Raw genomic sequence first — 23,692 nt, 5'->3', positions numbered from 1 at the left:
TGAATTGTCCTAGGATTGAAAGAGGGCTTGATGAAGAATTCCGCAAAGCCGTTTTTCTCCCTGGCTCATGGGGTTCCGCGTGAGGATGACCGTCGTGTTATGAGCGGGATTGTTTACGTGATCCGCAATGGTCTTCAGTGGAAAGATACCCCGAAAGCTTATAGCCCGCACAAGACCTTATGCACCGGATGAGACAGAAAAAGTCGTCGGAGACCGTGGCTATGACAGCAACTGGATCAGAGAGTTTCTCGCAGACCGGAATATCACCGCCTGTATTCCGCCCAAGAAGAACCGGAAATCAAAGCCGTCTTACGACTGGCATCTGTATAAAAAGCGCCACTTCATCGAAAATATTTTCGCAAAGCTCAAGGACTGGCGGCGTGTCGCAACACGATATGATCGCTGCGCCCATACATTCATGTCCGCAATCCATATTGCAGCAAGCTTCATCTTCTATCTCAAAGAATGAGTCCTGAGCCTAAGCCACGTTTTTATGGGCGCTTTTCCCAGCGGTTGGTGCGTAAGGTAATAGGGCTGTCGAGCAAAAATGACAGCACGTCGATCTCTCTGAAGACTTTTATGATGAGGCATCCATAGCACTCAGTGCCCATGGTATTTTTACACCGGAGTCGCTAATATAGTACGACTTCTGACGCATATAGGCTCGAAGACCTTCAAGTCCTTTTTCTCGACCGAAGCCGCTTTCCTTGTCGGCTCCGAAAGGAGTCGAAATGGAAAATTGTTTGTAGGTATTAATCCAGACTGTGCCGGTGGTAATCGCCTTTCCCACGGCCATGGCGCGTCCCAGATCCCGTGACCAAACACCGCAGGCCAGACCGTACTGATTGTCGTTGGACATGAAGATCACATCATCCTCGTTGTCAAACGGCATGGCGACGAGGACAGGACCAAATACCTCCTCCCGACATATTGTCGCTGTATTATCGACCCCGTCTATTATTGTCGGCAGGTAGTAATAACCGCCTTTATACGCTTCTCCATCAGGGGTTGCGCCACCCGCGAGAACGCGGCCACCTTCTGCGCGCGCGATATCCACCCACCGTGCGACACTGGCGACATGCGCAGGATGGATCAGTGGTGCGACCTGTGTATCGGGATCAAAAGGATGGCCGACCTTCAATGCTTTTGTCGCGGCAACCAGACGCATGAGAAATTCATTGTAGATGGAGCGATGAATAAACAGACGAGATCCTGCAATGCAGGACTGACCGGAAGACGAGAACATACCATACAGGATGCCGGCGAGCGCCTGATCAATATCGGCATCAGGAAAAACGATGGTTGGAGATTTTCCCCCGAGTTCAAGCGAGACAGGCACGAGGCGCTGGGCGGCCTTGGATGCGATTGCGTGGCCGACCTTCGTGCCGCCGGTAAAGGATATCCGTCCTATTGTAGGATGGCTGACAAGACGATCGCCAATGGTCTGTCCACCGCCGGGAAGAATGGACAGCAGTCCGGCCGGCAGTCCGGATTCCGTAACAATCCGGGCGAATTCCAGTCCTACGAGGGGACTCCATGTGGCCGGTTTCAGGATCACTGCATTTCCGGCAGCGAGTGCGGGAGCGACTTTCTGGGCGTCGCTGGCGATCGGTGAGTTCCAGGGCGTAATGGCTGCGACGACACCGATTGGCTCATAGCGGGAGAGTGTCATCCACGGTCCACGGGCTACGGCATTGGCAAATCCGATGCCCACGCCATTGATCAGCGCGGTTCCGCAATCTGGCCCCATAAGAAGGCGGTTTTTCGTAGCGGCCAGTTCTTTCAGACTGCGCTCGTGTTCGAGGCTGACATTGTCACTGAACAGGAAAACATTCAGACCGAGTTCGAGCGCCCTTTTTGCTTCCCGAAAAGCATAGGTGCCGGGTACCGAAATACATGCCAGATTGGTTTCCGGCTGCGTGACCACTGCGGCATCGAGCGAACGGGGCTGAATCGCCGCCCCTTGGGTGTTCTGGGGTTTTTGCGCCAGAAGCTGGTTTGCGGCTTCCAGTGCTTGATCCGCATCGGCTTCGGTATCAGCCACGATGGCGATAATGAGATCATCAGGGTTTGCCGCACTGGCCTCTGGCGTCAAAAGCCCTGATGTAGAAAGGATTTTCCGATTGTTGGGCGTCGCCATCATGGCGATGGCCTCTGTGACGCCGCTTTCATGGCGGAGGGCTTCGGAAACACGCATCAACCTGACGGAGTCATGGTATTCCCGTTGCCGGATAATCAGTCTGGATGCCATGTCTCAGGCCTCTTCCTGCTGGAGTGTGATGTCGTGGAAAAGGGGGTAAGCCCCGATGGCGTCAAAACGCAGGCCTTCAATGCCGCTGCGTGCGGCAACAATGGTTGCGTTGCAGTGCAACGGCACGGCCAGAGCTGCCTTCATGACTTCCATCTGCACATCGGCGAACAACGGCACGAACTGCTCCGGCGTGAGGCAGGTTTCCGCCGCGTCGATCAGAGTGTCGATCTTGGGATAGTCATCGGGACCACGTTTGCTCCAGCCGTAGGAACCGGGGCCACTTTTTCTGGAATGATAGACAAATCCGAGAAGCTGCGATGAACTCGCGTATTTTCCCTGTGGAATAAGATTGTGCAGGCCCTGCATGCCGGCATGGATCCACTGGGGCGGTGCACAGAGTTCGACATCGACTTTAATGCCAACCCGCGCCAGTTGCCGCGCCACGATGGCGCCAAACTGAGGATAGAAGTTTACTGGCAGTGCATAGAAGGTGACACGAAGCGCTTCGCCAGCCTTCGTCCGCAGGCCGTCAGGATTGAGATGCCACCCTTCCTGTTCAAGCAGGGCGGCAGCCTTTGTCAGATCATGTGGGTAAAAGTTTTCCACACCGGGTTCATACCCCAGCGTGAACTGTGAAACCGGGCCGTAGGCACGGGGTATCTCGCCATGAAAAACCTCATGGACCAGAGCGTCCACGTCCAGGGCGTGGCTGATGGCCTGACGCACGACCAAACTGCTGGTGGCGCCGCGCTTGATGTTCATCATCATCGAAACCGGCACACCACGGATGGGCCAAGTGGTTACAGTCAGTCCGTCCGTTTCACGCAAGGTCTGGGCGTCAGCCGGATTCCCGGCAAAGATCATGTCTACCGCGCCATTCAGCAGGGCTGAAGTGCGGCTGGCGTCCTCAGGCAGAAATTTGAAAACGATTTCGTCAATCAAAGGTGGTCCCTGATTCTCCACGACTGGAGGAGACCAAGCGTATGTCTCGTTACGACGGATGACGAGGCTGTCTCCTTTGTCCCAGCGTACAAAACGGAAAGGTCCTGTGCCAACAGGGTGAGTTATGAATGCACTTCCTGCATCGGCCGCGCAGGCAAGGGAGACGGGGGCGAGCCAGCCCTGACTGAGAGCGTCAAGCAGCAGGGCATAAGGTGCGTCGAGAGCGATTTCCAGGCAGTGTTCATCCACAACCCGGCTTTCGCGGTAGCTACCCAGAAGACCACCAGCAAGCTGGGATCTGTTGTCCGGATTGCGTGCACGATCCAGCGATGCCTTCATGGCGTGAGCCGTGAAGGGGGTTCCATCATGAAATATTACATCTTTTCGAAGGTGGAACGTATAGAGTAGCTGATCATCAGAAATACTGAATGTCTCAGCAAGTCCCGAAAGATAGGTGCCATCGGCAGTCTTGTTCACCAATGTATCAAAAAGGCCGTTTGTCATCTGGAGCGCCAGTTCGGCGGCTCCCAGATGGGGGTCTACGTTTGATGGTTCGTAATGAACGCCTATGCGTAGCTGTTTAGGAACACCCATTTGCGCTCTCTTGGTTTTATAGTGAACATATGTGTGCATTAAAAACAAATGGACACGTAAAGGCAAGGGAGAAAAATGTACGTATTCCTTTCCGCCAGCGCCATGATTGCTGGCGGAAAATACGAAGTATGAAATAAGAAAGGGGATTTTTAGCATGTTATAGGAGAGGAGGTGGAATATCCTCTCTCCTATCAGCGGCAATGAAAACCGCTACAGAAACGTAAAAGGCACTTTTCAGATCAAGGTATGTTGGATGTCCTGAGCTGCTGCCAGCATGTCTGGAAGAACATCATCGATCAGTTTTTCCATCGGCACGATGCTGCTGAAAGTAAAGGTGTTGAAGCTGGCGACAATCCTCTCGCGCGCATCAAAAATAGGAACGGCAAGCGAACGCACTCCGATCTGCATTTCCTGATCCACAATGGCATATCCCTGTTTGGCGACCACACGCAGTTCGCGTCGCAAAGCTTCCATTGTGGTTATGCTTCGATCGGAAAGAGGTTCCAGAGTGATCTGCTTGAGCAGGCTGTCACGCTCGGATTTTTCCATCATCGCGAGAATGCAGCGTCCTGCCGAAGCATAGGCAATTGGAAAGCGGCGACCGATCGTAAGTGCCGGAAAGCTGAATTCGTCCGTATTGGCCGACGCAATATGCACAATATCGAGTCCATCACGGATTCCTAGAGCCACAGGGAATCCGGATTGATCTCTTACCTTGTCGAGATAATATTGTGCTTTGTCAGCCAAAGGAACAGAAGACAAGTAGGCATAACCAAGCTCCATGACCTTGGGTGTCAACTGGAACAACCGTCCATCCTGTGCCACAAAACCCAGATGAACCAGAGTGAGCAGGTATCGCCGCGCTCCCGCGCGATCCATTCCGGTTTTTTCAGAAACCTGCGACAGAGTCATGCGAGGATTGGCTCGTCCGAAGGCCATGATGATGTTCAGACCATAGGACAGGGAGCCAACGAAGGCTTTTGGTTTGTCCTGAGTTTCTGGGAGACTGGTGCTTGCTGGCATATCCACGTTCTTAACAATCGTAATTGATGGGTAGCGTATAGGACAAGATGCGCGGTGCTTCCATAATCTTGAGCAGGTCACACGTTTCAGCAGCAAGGAAATGAGAATATTTCATGCCACCAGCCTCGGTCATATGGCGGAAAATCAAAGGTTCCAGCAAATTGAGCTTAGCACGTGGTGTGGGTTAAAAATGGCGATAGCAGGAACAAATTTAATTGCTGTAGAATTTAGACTTCCGATTGTTTGAATGTGTTGTAATATTTGACTGATATCAACTTGTTATCAGATATAAGAGACAAAGTGGTAGCCTTGCCCAAAGCATTGAACCGCGACGTGCAGCCTTGTCGTCAGTACGTCTTGGGAAGGCTCTCGATGACCTGATGCGTTTTCTCACTTGTTGCGCGGTTTTTATACTATTTTGATCAACCCGTATAATCGGGTCTTCAATTATTATGCATTGCTTGTCTGGGTCAGCAGCAGATAGGGAAAATTCATTCCATGTCACACTCAAGGGCTTGCGCTGCTGCAAGAGCGCAAGCTTCGTCAAGGTCAGCGCTTGCTCCTCCAACTCCGATAGCGCCAAGCAACACTCCATTTTTAATCAGAGGAACCGCTCCTTTGGCATAGATCATGTTTCTCCCCTCTAGTTCTGAAATTCTTTGCATAACAATAGAATCCGGTGGAATAGAGCCACTTTTACAGCGAGTAGCCGCAGCTGTTAGAGCTTTTCCTTGGCTACCATAAATACTGGCCCAGTTTGATTGATCCATACGGGCAAATAATACAAGACGGCCACCTGCGTCACATATACTCACACACACGGCGATGCCTAATTCTATGGCTCTTTCAATAGCCGTAGAAAGCGCTTTCTGTGCTTCATCAAGAGTTATTGCCATTCTCATTCTCTTTTCAGCTTGTTTTGATAACAGGCACTTCATGTACCGAACTTTTGTTTTTAAATGATATGAAGATGAATGAAAGGAAAATTCTGTTTTTATATCGCATAATAAGGAAAATATATTCTAGGAATTGTTTGATAGTTTCATATGTTCAATTGCCCAGATGAAACCAGCCAGAGTATCAGCACCAGACGTAGCCCCATGAGCAATAATTGACATCAGACATTGCTGCAGTGCATCATTTTCCACAGGTTTTTTCAATTTTTCAAGAAAATAACGCCATGTGAAAGAAGCATGACCGGCCGCTGCCGCATTGAGAAAAGCAAACGAAAGAGTGGTAGTTGCGCCATGTGCACCACGCAATAAGGGTAAACATAAGTCTCTGGGTTTCGGAGCAAAGAACCATGCTGCTAACATAATACCACAGAGAAAATCATCACCGGCAGGTGTCAAACCAACTCCAAGTCCTGCCAGTTCCATGGCTCCTCTATGTAATAAGCCCGAATCGCGCAGTCGTATACCCTCTATTAACCAGTGTACATCACAAACTGAGAGGGTTGAGGAAGGTGATGGGTCCAAAACGTCTCTAAGAAATATTGATCTGTGTTTTAAGTGTTTTGTAAGTTCTTTAATATTTTTCTTTATATAGGATATGTTTCCTGAAAACGCTGATATAGATGAGGGGCAGATATCGGCATCACTAATGTTGATATTATATCTTCCGAGCTTCAGTGTGTTGTTCCTGTAGTATCCCTGCTGTGCACGAAGACTGGACCAGTCAGGCCATTCTTCCAAAATGATGGAAAGCGGACTTTCTTGCTCGGTTAAAGGAGACAGGATCATGGTGATATCCTTATCCTGTCTATTCATTACCAGATAAATATGCCTTGGAAAGACCGCCAAGACGTGAGCAGGACCAGTCGCATTGGATAAATCCGAAGCAACGAAAGAACCAATCTTACTCGTCTTCAGCTCAATCATTCGGTTCCATCATCTTCTGGGACGATCCAGGTGCCCGCTTTTCCCGCTACAATCGCTTCAATTTCAGATAGGGATCCGATCACTCCTGGCTTTCCCGTCTGCATTACAAAACGACTAACAGCCTCGATTTTTGGTCCCATGGAACCCTTTGCAAACTGTTCGGACATCAGACGAGAGGGTGTTACACGGCGGAGAAGACGCTGTCGGGGCGTATCATAATGTTCAAATACACCTGCGACATCAGTGGCAATGATAAAGAGGTCTGCAGGTATTTGCGTGGCGAGAAGGCTGGATGCGCGGTCCTTGTCGATCACAGCTTCTACACCGACCATTGTCTTCCCATCTTTTGTGGCGACTGGAATTCCACCACCACCACCACATATGACAACGGTGCCCTTGTCCAGAAGCCAGCGGATAGGCCTGTGCCATAAAATACGTTTGGGCTGGGGGGATGCGATTACCCGTCGCCATTTGCGCCCGTCCTGCCGAAACACCCAGCCATACTCAGCGATAAGCGCATCAATCTGCTCACGCTCAAATGTGGGACCAATAAACTTTGTGGGATCAGAAAACTCCGGATCTTCGGCATCGACTTCAACGCGTGTCAGCAGGGTTGCGATTGGCACATCGTAACCCAGAATGTTACCGAGCTCCTGTTCCAGAATATAGCCGATCATGCCTTCCGTAGCGGCTCCCATGACATCGAAGGAATAGGGTTCCGCACCTTTGAAAGCTTCCGACTGCATGGCCAGCAACCCCACCTGCGGACCATTGCCATGTGTCAGGATAAGTTGATGCTGCCGTGCAACGGCTGCCAGCGCATCGGCTGCCATTCGCGCATTTTTCCACTGCACATGCATACCCAACGGTTCATTGCGTTGCATCAGAGCGTTCCCACCAAGCGCGACGACCAGCTTCATGACTATATTCCTGTATGCGTGACGCCATGACTGGCAATAAGTTCATATAACGCACTTTAATTCGCATTCAACAATTTTATGTAATCATCTCTGTCTATGGAGACATATCCTTTTGGATTCATGTTGCTATATGTGCGCTTTATCAGGTGCTTTCAGATTTCATTTTTTTGCGTTTGTGGAGGATGCAGTGAGAGCGTCGTATTCATCATGGCTATCTGATGCTCAGATTGTTCAGGCGTAGTCCATCTATTATTCTTATGAATATTATTGTAATAATTTCATGTTTTCAGTTATTGGAAGGTATTTTTTGGGGTTGTGTTGTTGAGACGTGTCACACTATCGAAGATTATTGCAATAGAGGACTGATCTACCCTCTCCATGACAATCATTATTTTGAGAAGCCAGCTGTAAAGAGATATCGACGGAAAGGTCTGAAAAACAGTTTATGGTCGATCCTGAAATGAATTGACCATCAAAATCTGTGCAAAAATTTAACACAAAGCTTGTATCGCTGGTTGAGTGTATACGGTTGCGTCTTTTGTATTTCCGCTTGTCGTATTTTGTGGGTTTCCCTCGAGATTTCCGTCCCGGAATGCAGGGTTTGATCCCTTTTTCCTCCAAGGCATCCCTGACCAGTCAGCATCATAGCCTCGGTCTGCCAGCATCCATTCGGCTGGTGGGAGACCGTCCAGAAGGGCACGAGATCATTATGCGATGTGACCAGCGGCGAGAACTGGGTCGGCTATCACGTCCTCACCCATCTCGCGCTCCACAAATGGTTCCGCCAGAAATCGCGGCCAGTGTCTGGCTTCCTCATTCTCGACCTGTCGCTTGCGGACGAAGACAAGACGGCGGTGAAGAAGCTTTTCTCGCTGATCGCCTCTAAGTCGCCCGTGAGATCGCGCCCTCGCTTCAGGTGATCCTGCTCGACCATGCCGATCTCAATGAGGACTGGTTCGATGCCGCCGTGATTGAACGCTGGCGGCATGGCCGCAAATTGGTGCCGCTCGACTGGATCGATTCCTGATGCGCAACGCCGCCGAAACAGCGCCTTACGAAAAGACCGGCGGTCGTCGGTGACCGGCGATGTGCCTCTTCCACGTTGCTGGGCTCGCGCTTCCGATCCGCACCCGCCGGTCGCTTGATCAGGCGTCCTGAAGCTGGATTTTGCGGCAGCGGCACGTCCCCTCAGATATCGCATGCTGCAGGATAGATGCGAGAAGGTTGAGGCGTTTCACAACGGTCGCGGGGGCCAAATCTTTCTCCTGCCTGTCCCGGAAGCCCCTGACAGCCAGGCTCGTCAGGCGAGAGAGCTTCAGATCAACGACCGTGTCGCGGAGCAGAGCAGAGCCGAGCCGGAATATGACCAGTGCGATCGCGCTCGCGATGAGCCGTGCACTCGTCATGGTAACGCTCGATCAGCGTTCGAAGCACGATGTTGTCCAGAGTAAGGACATCGATATTGCGCCCTTCGCGCACTTTGACTGAGGCCTCTTCAAGCCACGCGCGGGCGAGACGGGCCGTATCGAATGTTCTGACGATCCGCTGGCCGTTGACCAGTTTGCGTGCCCGGTACTGCTTTGGATCCCGGCAACTCACACCATTGGGCAGCGGACGCCCTGTCGCGGGATGGTTGGCATTCTCGGCGGATTTTGTGCGGGCATGAGGCGAATTCCGAAGGGGGGAAATCGTCATTGGTCCAGAATTGGTCCAAAATCGCTGTTTAATTTTTGGGTGGGAGAGAGCGCTTTGCCCATAAGCCACTGATAATATTGCCAAATAAAATTGGCGTCCCATAGGGGATTCGAACCCCTGTTGCCGCCGTGAGAGGGCGGTGTCCTAGGCCTCTAGACGAATGGGACATTGGCCGTGGCGGGTTCTTACGGCAAGAGGCGTACCAACACAAGTATTCTGCTAAAAAATAATCAGTCCGAGTGATCAATCACTGCGCGAGATCGAGTTCTCCGACGGAACGTCCGGAAGTCGTATCCCATAGAATGACCCGATCCGGCCCTCCACCGCTCAGGCGCACCGCCATAACGGCGCCATTTGACCAGGCAATCTGCTCAATCCGGGTGCCTGCGGGTTCATGCAGAAGAAAAGTCTGGGGCTGTATGGCTGTTGCTGCAACCGGCAAGGAAATACCAGCAGGTGCGGCAACCGGCATGCGTGGGTGCGACATGCGGTGAATGATGATCGCCACCAGCGCGCCGACACCCAGAATAATCAGGATTCCCATGCCGATGACGGCCGCAAACAGCCCTCGCCGTGCGAAAGTGCTCTGCTCCATGCCGTCATTCCTTCCCAGTTGATGCCATCGGCCTGTAAATGACACCCATGACAGTTTCAAGCCACGGGCCACGCAGCCTGATCATCACCGAGGAATTCGCCGGTCAGCGCACGGATCGCGTGCTGACGGCCTGCTTTCCGGACCTGTCGCGCTCTCGCATCAAAAACCTGATTGATGAGGGACGTCTGACCCGTAACGGTCTCTGTCTGCGTGAACCGGCCGAGCCTGTCCGCACAGGTGTGGAACTCGTTCTGGATATTCCAGCGCCGACGCCCGCCATACCGGTCGGCGAAGCCATAAGCTTTCCCATCCTTTACGAGGATGATGATCTGATCGTTCTCGATAAACCGGCCGGGCTTGTGGTCCATCCTGCGCCCGGTAATGAAACCGGCACCCTCGTGAACGCCCTTGTCGCGCATTGTGGTGAAAGTCTCGTCGGGATCGGAGGGGAGCGGCGTCCGGGAATTGTGCACAGACTCGACAAGGATACGTCCGGTCTGATGGTCGCGGCCAAGACCGAGCGGGCGCATCGTGCGCTGTCAGAGGATTTTGCCGCCAGACGGATCGACCGCGCCTATCTCGCCTTGTGCTGGGGTGTGCCGTCTCCCACCAAGGGCGAGTATGAGGGCAATATCGGGCGCGACAAACGGGACCGTAAACGCATGGCGCTGGTGGGGAGCGGCGGCAAAACGGCCCTGACCCGCTACACCGTTCTGAAAGCGTTCGGGACATATGCCGCGCTGGTGGAGTGTCGTCTCGCCACGGGGCGCACGCACCAGATCAGGGTTCATTTTTCCGCCAACGGTCATCCACTGATGGGTGATCCGCTCTATCTGCGGCGTATTCCTGCGATTGCGAAAACATGTCCTGTTGATGCACGCGACGCTGCGCTGGATTTTCACAGACAGGCGCTCCATGCGGCCCGACTGGGATTCACACATCCCGCAACCGGAGAGAAGTTGCTCTTCGAAACGTCACCACCTGAAGATTTCATGACTCTTGAAAGAATACTGGCGAGTGATTAACTAACATAATTTTTTGTTAATCTTGACTTTTTCGGGTATTTACTTTAGACAGTTCCTATCTTTTCGACGCGCCAATGAGGCCGCCGGAATGGATGTCCCGGTTTCTTCTGCCCGAATGGGGGGAGTTCGCCGGGGACACATTAAATCCACTCCCTGCGTCGCCCGATACCACAGGCCGCTCAATCCGACGTTCAATCTCTCCGTAAGTCGGATAGGACAGGCCAGTGACCGGGATGAAGGAGATTTCTCCATGGCATCACCCTCCCTAACCCTCGGACCTGACGCCAGCCTTTCCCGCTATCTTCAGGAAATCCGCAAATATCCGCTTCTGTCACCAGAAGAAGAAGCCTCTCTTTCCCGCCGCTGGCGTGACAAGGGCGATGTAAAGGCTGCCCATAAGCTGGTCACATCTCACCTCCGTCTCGTCGCCAAGATCGCCTTTGGCTACCGTGGCTATGGCCTGCCGCTGAACGAACTGATCAGCGAAGGCAATGTTGGCATGATGCAGGCCGTTCGCCGGTTTGATCCGGAGCGCGGCTTTCGCTTGGCCACTTACGCCATGTGGTGGATCCGCGCGGCGATTCAAGAGTACATTCTTCACAGTTGGTCGCTGGTGAAGATGGGCACCACCTCCGCCCAGAAAAAGCTGTTCTTCAATCTGCGTCGTCTCAAGGGTGAGATGAAAGCCATTGATGATGGTGATCTGGCGCCGGAGCAGGTCGATCATATCGCCAAGACGCTCGGTGTGCCTGAGCAGGATGTTGTGGCGATGAACCGTCGTCTGGCGGCGGGCGACCACAGTCTGAACGCGCCCCTCCGCAGTGACGGGGATGGTGAGTGGCAGGACTGGCTCGTCGATGATGGCGACAATCAGGAAGACATGCTCGGCGAGCATGAAGAACTGTCAGACCGTCAGGCTCTGCTCTCCAGTGCGATGGCGTCGCTCAATGATCGTGAGCGTCACATTTTCGAAGAGCGTCGTCTGAAAGATGAGCCTGTCACGCTGGAAGAACTGGCTCAGCATTACGGCATTTCACGCGAGCGCGTGCGTCAGATCGAAGTGCGAGCTTTCGAGAAGGTGCAGGCCCACATGAAAGAAGACATTGAAGCGCGCCGGCAGAAAGAAGCTGTAGCGCAGTAGGTTTCAGGGCATCGTCCTTATTTGAATGGGACGATGCCTTCAGAAGCTTTTCAGGGCTTCGCCCCGAATCCCACAAAGGGACGCGGTCCCTTTGGTCCCAACCTGTTAGAATAAAAACGGGTGAAGGGATCTGTGATCCCTTCCGGGTGCAGGGCAGAGCCCTGCTACAACAACCTTACCCCAGACACTCTTTCCGGAACGCTTCAAAAGCGCGCGCCCGATGGCTGATGGCGTTCTTCTCCGCATCACTCATCTCGGCGAAGGTTCGTGTTTCGCCTTCCGGCACAAAGATCGGATCATAACCGTGCCCGGCAGCGCCACGAGGTTCCGGCGTGATGGTGCCGTCGATGCGGCCTTCAAAACACTCGGTCATACCGTCAGGGAAGGCGAGGCACAGGACGGAAATAAACCACGCCTCCCGTTCGTCGCCGCCGATTCCTTGCTGAATGCGCTGCATCGCGCCAGCGAAATCCTTGTCCGGCCCAGCCCAGCGCGCGGAATAAATCCCCGGCGCACCGCCCAGAGCGGAAACGCAGAGACCGGAATCATCCGCGAGAGCAGGAAGGCCTGTCGCTTTTGCCGCAGCTTCCGCCTTGATACGGGCGTTGCCTTCAAACGTCAGGGCCGTCTCGTCAGGCTCGGGCAGATTGAGTTCGCCAGCAGACACGACTTCCACCCCGTAAGGCGCAAGAAGAGCAGCGAACTCGGCCAATTTACCCTTGTTGTGGCTGGCAAGAACCAGACGGCTGCCCTGTTTCAGTGGTAAGTGCGCGCTCATGCAATCTCCGCAGTGTTGATGGCCCGGTTCTGATAGGCTTTGGCCAGCCATCAGGTAACCTCCTCCACACCCTTCCTGCAATGAAGAGGGAAAAGGGGATTCTACCTGATGCAGGACAGCTTCTAGCCTGATGGACGCTGTATCAGCGACCCGGAGGCGCCATGAATTCCGGGCCGACCGGATCCGTGATGCAGGTCTTGAGGATCGTATCGATCTCTCGCAGATCATCAGCACTCAGATGCCAGCCCATTGCATCCGCGACCGCTGCAATCTGGTCCGGACGACGTGCGCCCCACAGGGCAATCGTCGGTCCCTGATCGAGCACCCAGCGAATGGCCAGTGCCAGAAGTGACTTGCCGTGTTTCTCACGCGCAAAATCCTGCAACTGGCGCACGGCTTCCAGATACTGGGCAAAGCGGGGCGACTGGAACTTGGGATCAGCACTCCGCAGATCATCAGAGCCAAACCTGGTCTCGGCTGTCATCTTGCCCGACAACAGGCCACGACAGAGTGGCCCATAAGCCAGAATGGTCAGATCGTGCTGGCGCGCATAGGGCAGGATGTCGCGCTCCATGTCGCGTTCGAACAGATTGTAAGGCGGCTGCACAGCGGACAGCGGCGCAGCTGAACGGAATGCATCCATCTCGGCAATGGTGAAGTTGCTGACACCAAGCGCCAGCACCTTGCCTTCCTTGACCAGATTTTCGAGCGTGCGGGCCGTCTCTTCCATCGGTACGGCGGAATCCGGCCAGTGGACCTGATACAGGTCGATGTAATCGGTGCGCAGACGACGCAGCGAGTCCTCGATTTCCTTGCGGATGCGCGCCGGTGACGTATTGCGGAACGGCTTGTGATCTTCTTTCCAGTCCAGTCCGACCTTGGTTGCGATCGCCACCTTCTCGCGCCGTCCGGCAAGGGCCTGTCCTACAATCTCTTCCGAGTGGCCAAAGCCATAAACAGGGGCCGTGTCGATCAGCGTGATCCCCAGATCAACGGCTTCCTGAATGGTGGCGATGGCGTTCTTGTCATCCGGACCGCCCCACATCCATCCGCCAATGGCCCATGTGCCGAGCGCTATGCGTGAGACAGGGTGTTTAAGCCCACGGATGGTGGTCGTTTCCGTAACAGATGCCTGTGTCATGAAGACTCTCCGTGTTCGTGAATCCGGGATGACGGGCGTAACCGTCGCCTATCCAACGTGCCACAGCGGGATGAGATCTGTTACCCGCTCCCACAAGGCGCTGCCATGCCGCGTTCTCTTCGCTCTTTCCTGCGTGCAAACACGCAGGGATCTGGTTGGTCTGCTCTATTTAGAGAGGGACGATAAGGTGGCTGGCGATGATTGCTTGACGTCCAGAGACAGGTGTTCAGGAATCATTGAAATCTACACGGATAAAATCCGCAGAACAGGGAAGTTGAAACCTCTTGCTTCATGTCGCGTCACAACACAGAATCCTTTGAAAATCCTCAGCATCAAGGAGGCATGCCATCTCCGGCTCCAATGAAAAATCCGGCCTGACATTCGGCCGCTCCATCGAAATTCTTGGAGCGGCTTCCGGTCTGAACACACGTTCCGCCACCATTCTGCGCGAACTGGTCGAACATTATCTGGAGACCGGTGATCCGGTCGGCAGCCGTACACTGTCACATCGTCTGCCCCTCGGCCTCTCGCCCGCGACGATCCGTAGTGTGATGGCTGACCTGACGGATGCCGGCCTTCTGTTTTCGCCGCATACTTCCGCCGGACGTCTGCCGACCGAAAAAGGGCTGCGTCTGTTTGTCGATGGACTACTTCAGTTCGGCAACCTCAGCGAGGAAGAGCGTGAATCCATCTCCAGCACGCTGGAAACACGTGGGCGTTCGCTGGAAGACACGTTGACGGAGGCGTCATCGCTGCTGTCAGGTCTCTCGCAAGCTGCCAGTCTCATCATTGCGCCCAAAAGCGAGGGGGCGGTCAAGCATATCGAATTCGTCGCCCTTGGGGGAAACCGTGCGCTCGTGGTGCTGGTCGGCGCTGACGGGCAGGTTGAGAACAGGGTGATCGAAACCCCGGCAGGGATGCCGCCTTCCACACTGACCGAGGCCGCGAACTATCTGAACGCCCGCCTGACCGGTCGGACTCTCGTCGAACTCAGGTCACGGGTGAATGATGAGATGGAAGCCGACCAGACCCAACTCGATCAACTCGCCACGGAAGTGGTGGCCAGCGGTCTGGCGACCTGGAGCAACGAGGGGCGAGGGGGCACGCTGATCATCCGGGGGCAGGGCAATCTGCTGACCGATATTACGGAGATTGAACGTCTTTCGACCATTCAGCGTCTGTTCGAGCGGCTGGAAAAGCAGGACGCCATGCTGCGCCTGCTGGAACTGGCCGAGAATTCCGACGGTGTCCGTATCTTTATCGGCTCGGAAAGTGGCCTGTTTGGAGCGTCCGGCATGTCGATGGTTGTCGCACCAGCGCGCAACGAGGCCCGGCGGATCGTGGGCGCTATCGGGGTCATCGGACCGACACGGATCAATTACGGCAGGATCATTCCCGTTATTGATTACACAGCGCGGGTAATCGGGCAGATGCTTGGATAGGTCGGGAAACCGACCGCTTTACTGCTGTGGAGAGCGGCTAATGATGGCGCGCTGCCGAGCACTGACGCTTCAGTCATCATATTCTGGCCCGGAGGCCTGAGTTCAGAAAGATGCCGCCCGTATTGAAGCGGGCGGCATGTCAGATGCAGTGATTATTTGACCTGCGCTTCGTAGCCGAGAAGTTTTGTTTTGAGGTCGGTTGCGAGTTTCACCAGATCCGCATTTGTGGATTTGGCGCTGTCTGCATCAATCACAACGTTTGTGGTTTTTGTGCTGCTTGCAAGATAGCGCGCATACGCTCTGTCAAATGCAGCGCCGTGCAGGTGTTGCATCTGGGTAATGACCTTCTGGCTCTGTGCAGAGGGTTTCGCGGCCAGCGTTGCCTTGCCGACAGTGGCTTGTTCGGTCAGCTTGGTATGGTTGTCCGTCAGATCTTTCACGATCGTCGCGCTGAGTGATGCGATATCGTTACGGGCGGCGTTGGTCTTGGCGAGATTGGCCAGCGCAATGTGGGTCAGATCCACATCATTGATCTTGGCGGCAAGGCTTGTGTCCACAGCAGTAAAAGGCGCGACCTGTGCCAGACCGGGCAAAGGAGGCGCGGGCGGCTGACCTGGGTTCATGCAGGCGCTCAGCGTAAACAGCGAAACGACGAGAGAAGAGCAGGCAAGCACCTGATGACGGGACGGAAGCAACATGATCAGCAAATTCTCCTTTGACCTCAGTGGGTGTTCAGCGTGACTGCCCAAGGTCTCAGATAACACTATTAAAGAACCCCAATGATAATAGCGTATGGTTGGGAGGAAAAGGCAAGACACGAGAAGCGGGGCGTTTCCGGGTTTTGTAGTCAGTTCACAGAAAGCAGCGTCAGGTGCTAGGTGCTCTGAATCTTATCCTTGGTGTGCAGATACTCGTATCCTTTGGGCGGTAAATGCGTAGTGAAAGCTTACAATATGCAATCAACAGCAAAGAAATGATCGCTCCACAATATCCTTTCATTCCCAAATAGGGAGGAAGAGATCTCGTCGCTTTTGTCAAAATCTGCGGGTTTTTCGCCCACTCCCGCTATTGCATTGCAGGGGAAGAACACAGTAGCGTAATAATTCTATGCGTCTTGCTTAAAGCGTTTTTGACACGGTGTGAGGATAGTCGAAGAAATGAAGAGTGGTATTTGGGGTTTGCTAGCGGTCGCCTCACTCTCTGTCAGTTTAAGTGGTTGCGGGTATTTTGATTCACGTGCAGCGCATAAAGCGCAGCTCACGATGATCGGCATGACATCCTATGATCTGCAGGCCTGCCTGCGAGCACCAAGCAGCTCAATGACACGACGCAGATCCTGACCTACACAGGCACGCAGCCTGCACCGAGCTATGGCGGGTCCACCCTCATTCCGGTGGGTGATATTTCGACACTTGTGAACACGCTGGGCGGCGGTGGCGGCACTGGCTGTACTGCAGTGATCCGTCTGGACAATGACCGTGTGTCTGACGTGCATTACACCGGTAACGATGATGAAATGATCGGCACGGATGGTGTCTGTTCCATCATCACCCGTGGATGTGCCCGTCAGCCGGAAGGCACGATGCGGAGTTCTGCTGGCGGTCTCTTTGGCGTTTCAGCTTTCCACTCCCCCAGAACGCCGCAGCAGTCCACTTCTGCGACCTATTCCAAGCAGTCCGGCAATGCTGTGCTGAATACGGAGAAGGATTCCACGGCACCGGCTATTGTGCCGCGGCCTCAGTAAAATGCCGCTTTGATCAAGTCTGGCTTGTGCTGGAGAGAGGGAATGTTGCTCAGGCGGCATTCCCTTTTTCTTTATGTAACTTTATCAGTTTCTTTTCGGCTGTACCGCAGCCCATGCCGGTTGGGATGCTTGGAAATAGGCCTTGTCCGTAACCCAGTGCAGGGTCCTCTTGCCTTCTTCCGGTGTCAGAATGCCTGAATCCACGTCCTTCCCGACCTTCAGGGACGCCAGATCGACTTGCAGAAGCAGGTTATACTGCGGTCCCATGGCCGCTGGTCCATAATGGAAGTGCGCCAGATAGATGCAGTTGAAACGCTGATAGGCCGTTCCTTTTGCAAAAGGATATTTTGCAAAACAGTCTGAAACGGCAGCGTGCATATCCCCTTTGCCATGATCGTCCACACACCCTGACAACAGAACGCAGATCAAGGTTGCAGCCAGACACTGTGTCCACAGGACAACGAACGGTTGTGCAGCGTGCGTGATCTTGCCTGAATAGGGGGGATTGGATCGTTTTGGGAAAATTTCTCATGGTCTGGATTGTTGTATCAAAAGGGAAATAGAGCGCTTCAAGGAATAAAGAGAGAGGCTCCGAAACGCCATACAGCAGGCTCTTGCTGCCTGTCAGCGCCACAGGCGGCGGTTTTCGGTGGAGATGATTGACCGGTCGACAGTCTTCTTCCTGTCCTGTCGCGCAGTCGGGTCCTGCTGGCCCGTGAAGTTAGGGCGCCAGACAACGTGCTTCATAATTCCGTCAAGGCTTTCATGGCGGGAAACCCGGTATCATCGTTTTCCGAACACGTCCTGCCGAGTGTGAAGACCCTATTACATTCACACAATCCTCATGTGGGAGTTGCAGGAGGGGGCGGCTATGCCTATTAGCGTGCCACTTACCGCAGGAGGCGGTTGTGTTCGAACCTGCAACCGACTGAGTGAAGTCGGCGACCCTTCAGCCATACAAACCGCCCACCATCTTCCGGGAGATGCCTTCAATGAGCAATATTTCGACAAGTGAGATTTCACGTCTTCAAACCACCCTGCGCCGTCTACTCGGGGCCAAGGGGCTGAGCGTCAACGCTCCGCCGCGTCCAGGCCTCTCGGTAGAACTGGCTGTGGACGGCGAAGTGATCGGCACCATTCATCGTGACGATGATGAGGGTGAAGTGTCCTACGCCATCAATATCATACTGCTGGAAGAAGACCTGCCGCCGCCGGTCTGAGACAGGTAGGCTAAAACAGAAAAACCCCCGACCGGTTGAACGGTTCGGGGGTTTTTGATGGCATCTGGCGGGCTGTTTTCGGCGCTGTGCCTGCTGCTCTGCAAACAGGCACAGCGCTTTATACTTCGCCTCTAAAAGCGGCTGCTCATCCGAACGTGTCGGTTCTATCAGGCCTTGTGCTGTATGACCGAAGCTTCCATGACCGGACGATGGACTTCAGTCGGGAAATCCACGCGGGTCAGTTTCCACTGCCAGCGTTCGATGCGGAGCTGGACCCGCAGCGGGGTTTCGTTTTCATGACCCGGAAGCACTACCTGCGCTTCAAAGCTGTTGGCAGCCGTGAAGCGTACCAGAGCATGACTGACGGCGGAGAAAACGGTGCCACTGTTGATCGGCGCAGGGCTGGACGCCATGGCCTGATCGACCACCTTGCCCAGATTGTCCTGCGTTACCCGTGTATCAACGGCATTGGAGACGATATTCGTGGCGAAGGAAGACCCGAATTCCGGCAATTCGTCAGACACTTCGTTGACCTGACCGATATTGAGCCCGTTCAGCACCTGTTCCTTGATCGACGCATCAAGAGACGACCAGTTGATCGTGTGTCCGAGCGCGACCATGTCGTGGTTGGAAACGGCACCGGCAATCGTCCAGAGCGTCATGAAAGGCGACAGGGTGTAGAGCGCCAGAGACATGGCAAGGGATGCCAGGCAGATCACACGCGCCCGCTTCCGCGCGGGGCAGGCCCAAGCATCAGAGTGGGGTGTTGTGTCTGCGGTGTGCATGGCGGCGCTCCTGCTATTCATGATAAGGACGATACCATACGCAATGCAGTTATGCAGTTACGGTTTGACTACAATGATGGATATCACGAAAAAGTGATCTCATTCTGTTTGGCGATTATCCAGCGCGACCGGAAAGACCCATGCCTCTCAACCTGACGGAAAACGAAATACAGCGATATTCGCGCCACATTCTGCTGCCGGAAATCGGAGGCACGGGACAGGTACGTCTGCGCAACGCCTCCGTTCTGATTGTAGGCGCCGGAGGGCTTGGGTCGCCTGCCGCGTGTTATCTGGCAGCAGCCGGTGTTGGTAGGATCGGGATCATTGATCATGACCGGGTTGAGCTGTCCAACCTTCAGAGGCAGATCCTGCACACCACCGATCGCGTTGGGATGAGCAAGGCGGCCTCTGCCCGTCAGACCCTCGAAGCGCTCAATCCCGAGATCTGTATCGAGACGCATGAAACACGGCTGACGGCTGAGAATGTCGCTGACCTTGTCGCCCGTTATGATCTTGTCTGCGACGGGTGCGATAATTTTGAGACGCGTTATCTGGTTAACGCCGCCTGCGTGCAGCAGCGCAAGACGCTCGTGTCCGCCGCAGTGCTCCGGTTTGACGGCCAGCTCTCAACGTTCCGGCCCCATCTGGGTGGCCCCTGTTACGAGTGTCTGTTTCCGCGCACCGGTGAGGATGGATCGGCTCCGAGCTGTGGCGATGCTGGTATTTTCGGTGCGGTAACGGGCGTCCTTGGAACGCTTCAGGCGACAGAAGCGTTGAAGGAGTTACTGGACCTCGGCGAATCTCTGGCAGGCAGGCTGTTGCTCTGGGATGCGCTGACGACGCGGTTCACGACCATCACCATTCCAAGGGATCCGGACTGCCCGGTCTGCGGCAAGCAGGAAAGACATGACTGAACACACATTTGAGAAGGATTTCGCTTTTCTTCTCTGCGACAACGATTTCAATCGGCTGCACGCGGCTTTCATGCTGGCGGCTTCGGCGCTCGCCCTGAACCGGTCCGTGATCATCTTTGCGACGGGGCCCGGGGTTCTCGCGCTGTGCCGGGAGTCGGAAATTATATGGGAAAAAGAAGAACGCCAGCTTTCCATGCAGGGCGTTGCAACGCTCGCCACGCTGCGGGATGCGCTTCTCTCCATGAACGCCAGACTGCTTGTGTGTGAAACCGGACTCCGACGCACCGGAAAGACAGAGGCTGATCTGGTCGAAGAAGTCGAAGTGATTGGAATGCCTACTTTTCTCGATCTTTCCGCCGGGTATAAACTGGTCACTTTCTAGAAGCCTGTCGCTTCTCCCCCTGTGGTGATGACGGGTGTCTGTTTTTCTTTGCGCGATCAGGCGATTCTGTCTGACTGCGACCGGCCCACATTGCATCAGGGTATTTCTGTGACGGGAATCCATGAACCCACTTGCCGACCGGCTCAGCTCTTGGCACGGATGCGGGCATGAAAGCATCCATCCCTCTGCGCGTTGCCGCGACCCTTATGACCGCGACCGCAACCCTGTCGGTGACTGCCGTTGCGCAGGCCGCCACATCGGACCAGCCCGCGCATCACCACAAAGGTGACGCCGCCCATAAGGCCGGCAAAAAGGCGACACATACGGGGGCGCATGCGGACAAGACGCAGAAAAGCCACCATGATGCCGAGGTGAAGGCGCATGGCTCGACCGCAGCATCTCATCACAAGAAGCATGAGACGGCGGCCAAGGAAGAAACGTCTCACAAAGGCAGGGCGGCGCATAAAGCCCATCCGACAAAACACGCCGTTCACGGCGCGCCAGCTGAACCGGTCCGTCCTGTGTCGGTCCCCGTACCCACCGATGGCGATCAGACGCAGCCCGCCTCACCTGAAGGAACAGCGGGCGGTTCCAACGCCAATGGGCAGGATCCGACGAAGGGCAGCAACACCGGCCTTCCGTTGCCTCGCTTCGCGGCCCTGCGTGCGGATGATGTGAACATGCGAGCCGGTCCGGGCCAGCGTTATCCTATCCAGTGGGTCTATCATCGTCGCGGTCTGCCCGTGCAGATCGAGCGTGAGTTCGATGTATGGCGTCTGGTCGAAGACGCTGACGGGGTAAAAGGCTGGGTGCATCAGGCCACGCTCATTGGCTCGCGTGACTTTGTCATTCCATACCCGCCGGGCACAGCAGCGCCTTCAGCGGAAACCGCAGCCAAACCTGCGCCAGATGTCTCTGCCGGAGCGAAGACGGACGAGCAGAAGCACGATGCGCCAAAAGCCGAACCGGCGAAAGCTGAAGCACCAGCAGCCAACCGTCACACTGAATCCAAGATCATCAGTCGTGTTTCCACCAGCGCGGATGTGGCGAAGCTACCCGGTGCGGTTATCCTCCATTCATCGGCTGATGATGAGTCCGCCGCTGTGGCCGTGCTGACGCCGGGCACTGTTGGCACCATCAAGGCCTGCGCGTCCGGCTCATCATGGTGCAAGGTTTCCGTGCAGCGTTACGAGGGTTGGGTTCACCGCGCCCAGATGTGGGGAATCGGACCGGATGAGGCCTATCCGCCGTCCTGAGCATGTGATCACCTTTTTTTGTCCCGATAGGACGGAGACAGGGTGATCGGATGACAGGTCTGCTTCGTTGAGTCAGTCTCGGGGCATCCGGCTCACAACAGGAGACTGCACTCATGGTCGTCGCTCAGTGTCGCACAAAGATCGTGGCCACACTTGGACCGTCCTCATCGACGCATGAGGTGATCAGAAGCCTCGCCCTCGCTGGGGCGGATGTTTTCCGGTTCAATTTTTCCCACGGCACACATGACGATCATGCGGCCCGTTACCGGATCGTGCGGGAGGTCGAGCAGGAAATCGGCCGACCTCTCGGTGTCCTTGCCGACATGCAGGGCCCTAAGCTGCGCGTGGGCCGTTTTGCTGATGGGAAAGTTCTGCTGGAAACGGGCAGACCATTCCGTCTGGATCTCAGTGAAACACCGGGCGATGCGTCCCGGGTCAATCTGCCTCATCGGGAAATCATTTCCGTGGCGAAGGAAGGCTCGGTTCTTCTTCTGGATGACGGCAAACTGAAGCTTGTCATCAGGAAGGTGGGCGACGATTTTCTGGAAACTGAAGTGCTGGTCGGTGGTCCTCTCAGCAACCACAAGGGGGTGAATGTTCCGGACCTTGTGCTGCCCATTCCGGCCCTGACCACCAAAGATCGGGACGATCTCGCCTTTGCTCTGGAGATGGGAGCGGATTTCATCGCCCTGTCCTTCGTGCAGCGCCCGGAAGATGTTCTGGAAGCACGGAGTCTGGTGCAAGGGCGGGCTTGGCTGGTGTCGAAGCTGGAAAAGCCACAGGCGCTGGACAATCTGGCGGCCATTCTCGACGCCTCCGATGCGGTCATGGTGGCGCGTGGTGATCTTGGCGTGGAGCTGCCGCCGGAGGTCGTGCCGCTGGCGCAGAAACGGATCATCCGAGAGGCTCGCCTGCTTGGCAAACCGGTGATCGTGGCGACGCAGATGCTGGAGAGTATGATTTCGGCCCCAACACCCACGCGTGCAGAAGCGTCTGATGTTGCAACAGCCGTGTTTGATGGTGCGGACGCCGTGATGCTGTCCGCCGAGTCCGCAGCCGGTCAGTATCCGTGTGAAGCCGTCACAATCATGAACCGGATTCTGGAGCAGGTGGAATCGGATGAGGGCTGGCGCATGATCATGCAGGCCAGTCGTCTCGCTCCCGAGCATTATATTGCCGACGCCATTGCTCATGCCGCCCAGCAGGTCGCCACGACATTGGCGACTTCGGCCATCGTGGCCTACACGCATGCGGGGCCGACCGCCCTGCGTATCGCCCGTGAGCGCCCGATCGCCCGTGTTCTCGGATTGACGCCGACCATTGCAACGGCCCGGCGACTGGTTCTGGTCTGGGGTGTCCAGTCCTTTGTCACGCCTGCGGACAAGCAGGTCCGGGATACGGAGGCCATGGTGTCTACGGCGCTGGAAGCGGCGCTCAAGAGTCATGTCGGTGCGCCCGGCGACACGATTGTCATCACCGCCGGAGTGCCGTTCGGGATCAGTGGATCGACCAACACGATCCGGGTTGCGAAAATTCCTGAAGCCTGAAGTGATCCCTTCTCCCTCTGGCCCCGGCTGAAGGGGAAGGGTAAAGAAGACAGAAATGAACGGGTATTCCGTTCCCACAGCGACTTACGCAGGCGATTTCAGGCACGGCATGAGCAAGACACGACAGTTTTTCGGGACCGACGGCATCCGCGGGAAGGCGAACACCTCTCCCATGACTGTGGAGATTGCTCAGAAGCTTGGTCAGGCTGCCGGGTTGCATTTCCGCCGAGGAAGTCATCGTCATCGCGTGGTGGTCGGCAAGGACACGCGCCTTTCTGGCTACATGATCGAATGTGCGCTTGTGGCCGGCTTCCTGTCAGCGGGTATGGATGTGACCCTTGTCGGTCCGATGCCGACGCCCGCTATCGCCATGCTGACGCGCTCTCTCCGCGCTGATCTGGGCGTGATGATTTCCGC

Annotated in this window: 23 protein-coding genes, 1 tRNA gene and 4 pseudogenes; 13 read left to right on the top strand and 15 right to left on the bottom strand. The window is 55.1% G+C overall.

Annotated elements, in window-relative coordinates:
• Positions 1–30: 30 nt before the first annotated feature.
• A pseudogene (locus B3759_RS13045) lies at positions 31–469 on the top strand (transposase).
• Between the two features lie 108 nt (positions 470–577).
• Here the strand turns inward: B3759_RS13045 and B3759_RS13040 are convergent.
• The 7 genes and pseudogenes from B3759_RS13040 to B3759_RS13010 all read right to left on the bottom strand — a co-directional run.
• Entirely contained in the window at positions 578–2,251 is a 1,674-nt protein-coding gene (locus tag B3759_RS13040; RefSeq protein ID WP_349679301.1) for an aldehyde dehydrogenase family protein, read from the bottom strand.
• 3 nt (positions 2,252–2,254) lie between these two features.
• Positions 2,255–3,787: an ABC transporter substrate-binding protein gene (locus B3759_RS13035; RefSeq protein ID WP_291366402.1), complete on the bottom strand. Its 1,533-nt coding sequence runs from the start codon at positions 3,785–3,787 to the stop codon at positions 2,255–2,257.
• A gap of 234 nt (positions 3,788–4,021) precedes the next feature.
• Complete coding sequence (locus tag B3759_RS13030) at positions 4,022–4,906, bottom strand: IclR family transcriptional regulator domain-containing protein (protein WP_291366400.1); 885 nt, start codon at positions 4,904–4,906, stop codon at positions 4,022–4,024.
• A gap of 395 nt (positions 4,907–5,301) precedes the next feature.
• Positions 5,302–5,706, bottom strand: coding sequence for a heme-binding protein (locus B3759_RS13025; RefSeq protein WP_291366398.1), 405 nt, complete (start codon positions 5,704–5,706; stop codon positions 5,302–5,304).
• 126 nt (positions 5,707–5,832) lie between these two features.
• The gene (locus B3759_RS13020) at positions 5,833–6,690 is read right to left on the bottom strand and encodes a DUF2877 domain-containing protein (protein WP_291366396.1); all 858 of its coding nucleotides are present in this window, start codon (positions 6,688–6,690) and stop codon (positions 5,833–5,835) included.
• On the bottom strand, positions 6,687–7,610 hold the full coding sequence (locus tag B3759_RS13015; RefSeq protein ID WP_291366394.1) for a carbamate kinase: 924 nt from the start codon (positions 7,608–7,610) through the stop codon (positions 6,687–6,689). Before B3759_RS13015 ends, B3759_RS13020 begins: the two co-directional genes overlap by 4 nt.
• A gap of 522 nt (positions 7,611–8,132) precedes the next feature.
• A pseudogene (locus B3759_RS13010) lies at positions 8,133–8,308 on the bottom strand (IS5/IS1182 family transposase); the annotation flags it as partial.
• A gap of 18 nt (positions 8,309–8,326) precedes the next feature.
• Between B3759_RS13010 and B3759_RS13005 the strand changes: the two are divergent.
• The gene (locus B3759_RS13005; RefSeq protein ID WP_291366393.1) at positions 8,327–8,530 is read left to right on the top strand and encodes a DUF3732 domain-containing protein; all 204 of its coding nucleotides are present in this window, start codon (positions 8,327–8,329) and stop codon (positions 8,528–8,530) included.
• Positions 8,527–8,637 carry a hypothetical protein gene (locus tag B3759_RS16915; RefSeq protein WP_291366391.1) on the top strand — a complete coding sequence of 37 codons (111 nt, stop codon included), beginning with the start codon at positions 8,527–8,529 and terminating at the stop codon, positions 8,635–8,637. Before B3759_RS13005 ends, B3759_RS16915 begins: the two co-directional genes overlap by 4 nt.
• 293 nt (positions 8,638–8,930) lie before the next feature.
• Here B3759_RS16915 and B3759_RS12995 read toward each other — a convergent pair whose 3' ends face one another.
• From B3759_RS12995 to B3759_RS12985, 3 genes are all read right to left on the bottom strand, one after another.
• Positions 8,931–9,305: a hypothetical protein gene (locus tag B3759_RS12995; RefSeq protein ID WP_291366389.1), complete on the bottom strand. Its 375-nt coding sequence runs from the start codon at positions 9,303–9,305 to the stop codon at positions 8,931–8,933.
• Between the two features lie 91 nt (positions 9,306–9,396).
• A tRNA-Glu gene (locus tag B3759_RS12990) sits at positions 9,397–9,472 on the bottom strand.
• Positions 9,473–9,552: 80 nt separating this feature from the next.
• Positions 9,553–9,900, bottom strand: a complete 348-nt coding sequence (locus B3759_RS12985) for a hypothetical protein (protein ID WP_291366387.1) — start codon at positions 9,898–9,900, stop codon at positions 9,553–9,555.
• Between the two features lie 47 nt (positions 9,901–9,947).
• Here B3759_RS12985 and B3759_RS12980 point away from each other — a divergent pair, with 47 nt between their 5' ends.
• Together B3759_RS12980 and rpoH are read left to right on the top strand one after the other, a co-directional pair.
• Positions 9,948–10,925, top strand: coding sequence for an RluA family pseudouridine synthase (locus tag B3759_RS12980; RefSeq protein WP_291366385.1), 978 nt, complete (start codon positions 9,948–9,950; stop codon positions 10,923–10,925).
• A 250-nt stretch (positions 10,926–11,175) separates the two neighbouring features.
• Positions 11,176–12,066: an RNA polymerase sigma factor RpoH gene (gene rpoH, locus B3759_RS12975; RefSeq protein WP_010669247.1), complete on the top strand. Its 891-nt coding sequence runs from the start codon at positions 11,176–11,178 to the stop codon at positions 12,064–12,066.
• Between the two features lie 175 nt (positions 12,067–12,241).
• Here the strand turns inward: rpoH and rdgB are convergent, their stop codons facing one another.
• Both rdgB and B3759_RS12965 read right to left on the bottom strand, forming a co-directional pair.
• On the bottom strand, positions 12,242–12,844 hold the full coding sequence (gene rdgB, locus B3759_RS12970; protein ID WP_291366382.1) for an RdgB/HAM1 family non-canonical purine NTP pyrophosphatase: 603 nt from the start codon (positions 12,842–12,844) through the stop codon (positions 12,242–12,244).
• Positions 12,845–12,986: 142 nt separating this feature from the next.
• Positions 12,987–13,985 (bottom strand): aldo/keto reductase, encoded by a 999-nt coding sequence (locus B3759_RS12965; protein ID WP_291366380.1) that lies wholly within the window; start codon positions 13,983–13,985, stop codon positions 12,987–12,989.
• Positions 13,986–14,359: 374 nt separating this feature from the next.
• Between B3759_RS12965 and hrcA the strand changes: the two genes are divergently transcribed.
• On the top strand, positions 14,360–15,427 hold the full coding sequence (hrcA, locus tag B3759_RS12960; protein WP_291366490.1) for a heat-inducible transcriptional repressor HrcA: 1,068 nt from the start codon (positions 14,360–14,362) through the stop codon (positions 15,425–15,427).
• Between the two features lie 152 nt (positions 15,428–15,579).
• On the opposite strand, the gene B3759_RS12955 is transcribed toward hrcA, so the two are convergent.
• The gene (locus B3759_RS12955) at positions 15,580–16,125 is read right to left on the bottom strand and encodes a DUF4142 domain-containing protein (protein WP_291366378.1); all 546 of its coding nucleotides are present in this window, start codon (positions 16,123–16,125) and stop codon (positions 15,580–15,582) included.
• Between the two features lie 564 nt (positions 16,126–16,689).
• Here B3759_RS12955 and B3759_RS12950 point away from each other — a divergent pair.
• Positions 16,690–17,171: pseudogene (locus B3759_RS12950) on the top strand (hypothetical protein).
• A gap of 84 nt (positions 17,172–17,255) precedes the next feature.
• On the opposite strand, the gene B3759_RS12945 reads toward B3759_RS12950, so the two are convergent.
• Complete coding sequence (locus B3759_RS12945) at positions 17,256–17,549, bottom strand: hypothetical protein (RefSeq protein ID WP_291366376.1); 294 nt, start codon at positions 17,547–17,549, stop codon at positions 17,256–17,258.
• 614 nt (positions 17,550–18,163) lie between these two features.
• Here B3759_RS12945 and B3759_RS12940 point away from each other — a divergent pair.
• On the top strand, positions 18,164–18,391 hold the full coding sequence (locus B3759_RS12940; RefSeq protein ID WP_010667237.1) for a DUF3126 family protein: 228 nt from the start codon (positions 18,164–18,166) through the stop codon (positions 18,389–18,391).
• Positions 18,392–18,558: 167 nt separating this feature from the next.
• Here the strand turns inward: B3759_RS12940 and B3759_RS12935 are convergent, their stop codons facing one another.
• Positions 18,559–19,176 carry a DUF2939 domain-containing protein gene (locus B3759_RS12935; RefSeq protein ID WP_291366374.1) on the bottom strand — a complete coding sequence of 206 codons (618 nt, stop codon included), beginning with the start codon at positions 19,174–19,176 and terminating at the stop codon, positions 18,559–18,561.
• A gap of 140 nt (positions 19,177–19,316) precedes the next feature.
• On the opposite strand from B3759_RS12935, the gene B3759_RS12930 reads away from it, so the two are divergent.
• The 5 genes and pseudogenes from B3759_RS12930 to B3759_RS12910 form a co-directional block, all read left to right on the top strand.
• Complete coding sequence (locus B3759_RS12930) at positions 19,317–20,090, top strand: HesA/MoeB/ThiF family protein (protein WP_291366372.1); 774 nt, start codon at positions 19,317–19,319, stop codon at positions 20,088–20,090.
• Positions 20,083–20,472, top strand: a complete 390-nt coding sequence (locus B3759_RS12925; RefSeq protein WP_291366370.1) for a DsrE family protein — start codon at positions 20,083–20,085, stop codon at positions 20,470–20,472. Before B3759_RS12930 ends, B3759_RS12925 begins: the two co-directional genes overlap by 8 nt.
• Before the next feature lie 167 nt (positions 20,473–20,639).
• Positions 20,640–21,728 (top strand): SH3 domain-containing protein, encoded by a 1,089-nt coding sequence (locus B3759_RS12920; protein WP_291366368.1) that lies wholly within the window; start codon positions 20,640–20,642, stop codon positions 21,726–21,728.
• Positions 21,729–21,841: 113 nt separating this feature from the next.
• Entirely contained in the window at positions 21,842–23,275 is a 1,434-nt protein-coding gene (gene pyk / locus B3759_RS12915; protein ID WP_291366366.1) for a pyruvate kinase, read from the top strand.
• Between the two features lie 109 nt (positions 23,276–23,384).
• A pseudogene (locus B3759_RS12910) lies at positions 23,385–23,692 on the top strand (phosphoglucosamine mutase); the annotation flags it as partial.

This window comes from Acetobacter sp. UBA5411 (assembly GCF_002409645.1).
In the GTDB taxonomy this organism is placed as follows: Bacteria; Pseudomonadota; Alphaproteobacteria; order Acetobacterales; family Acetobacteraceae; genus Acetobacter.
This window is presented reverse-complemented; position numbering and strand designations above follow the sequence as displayed.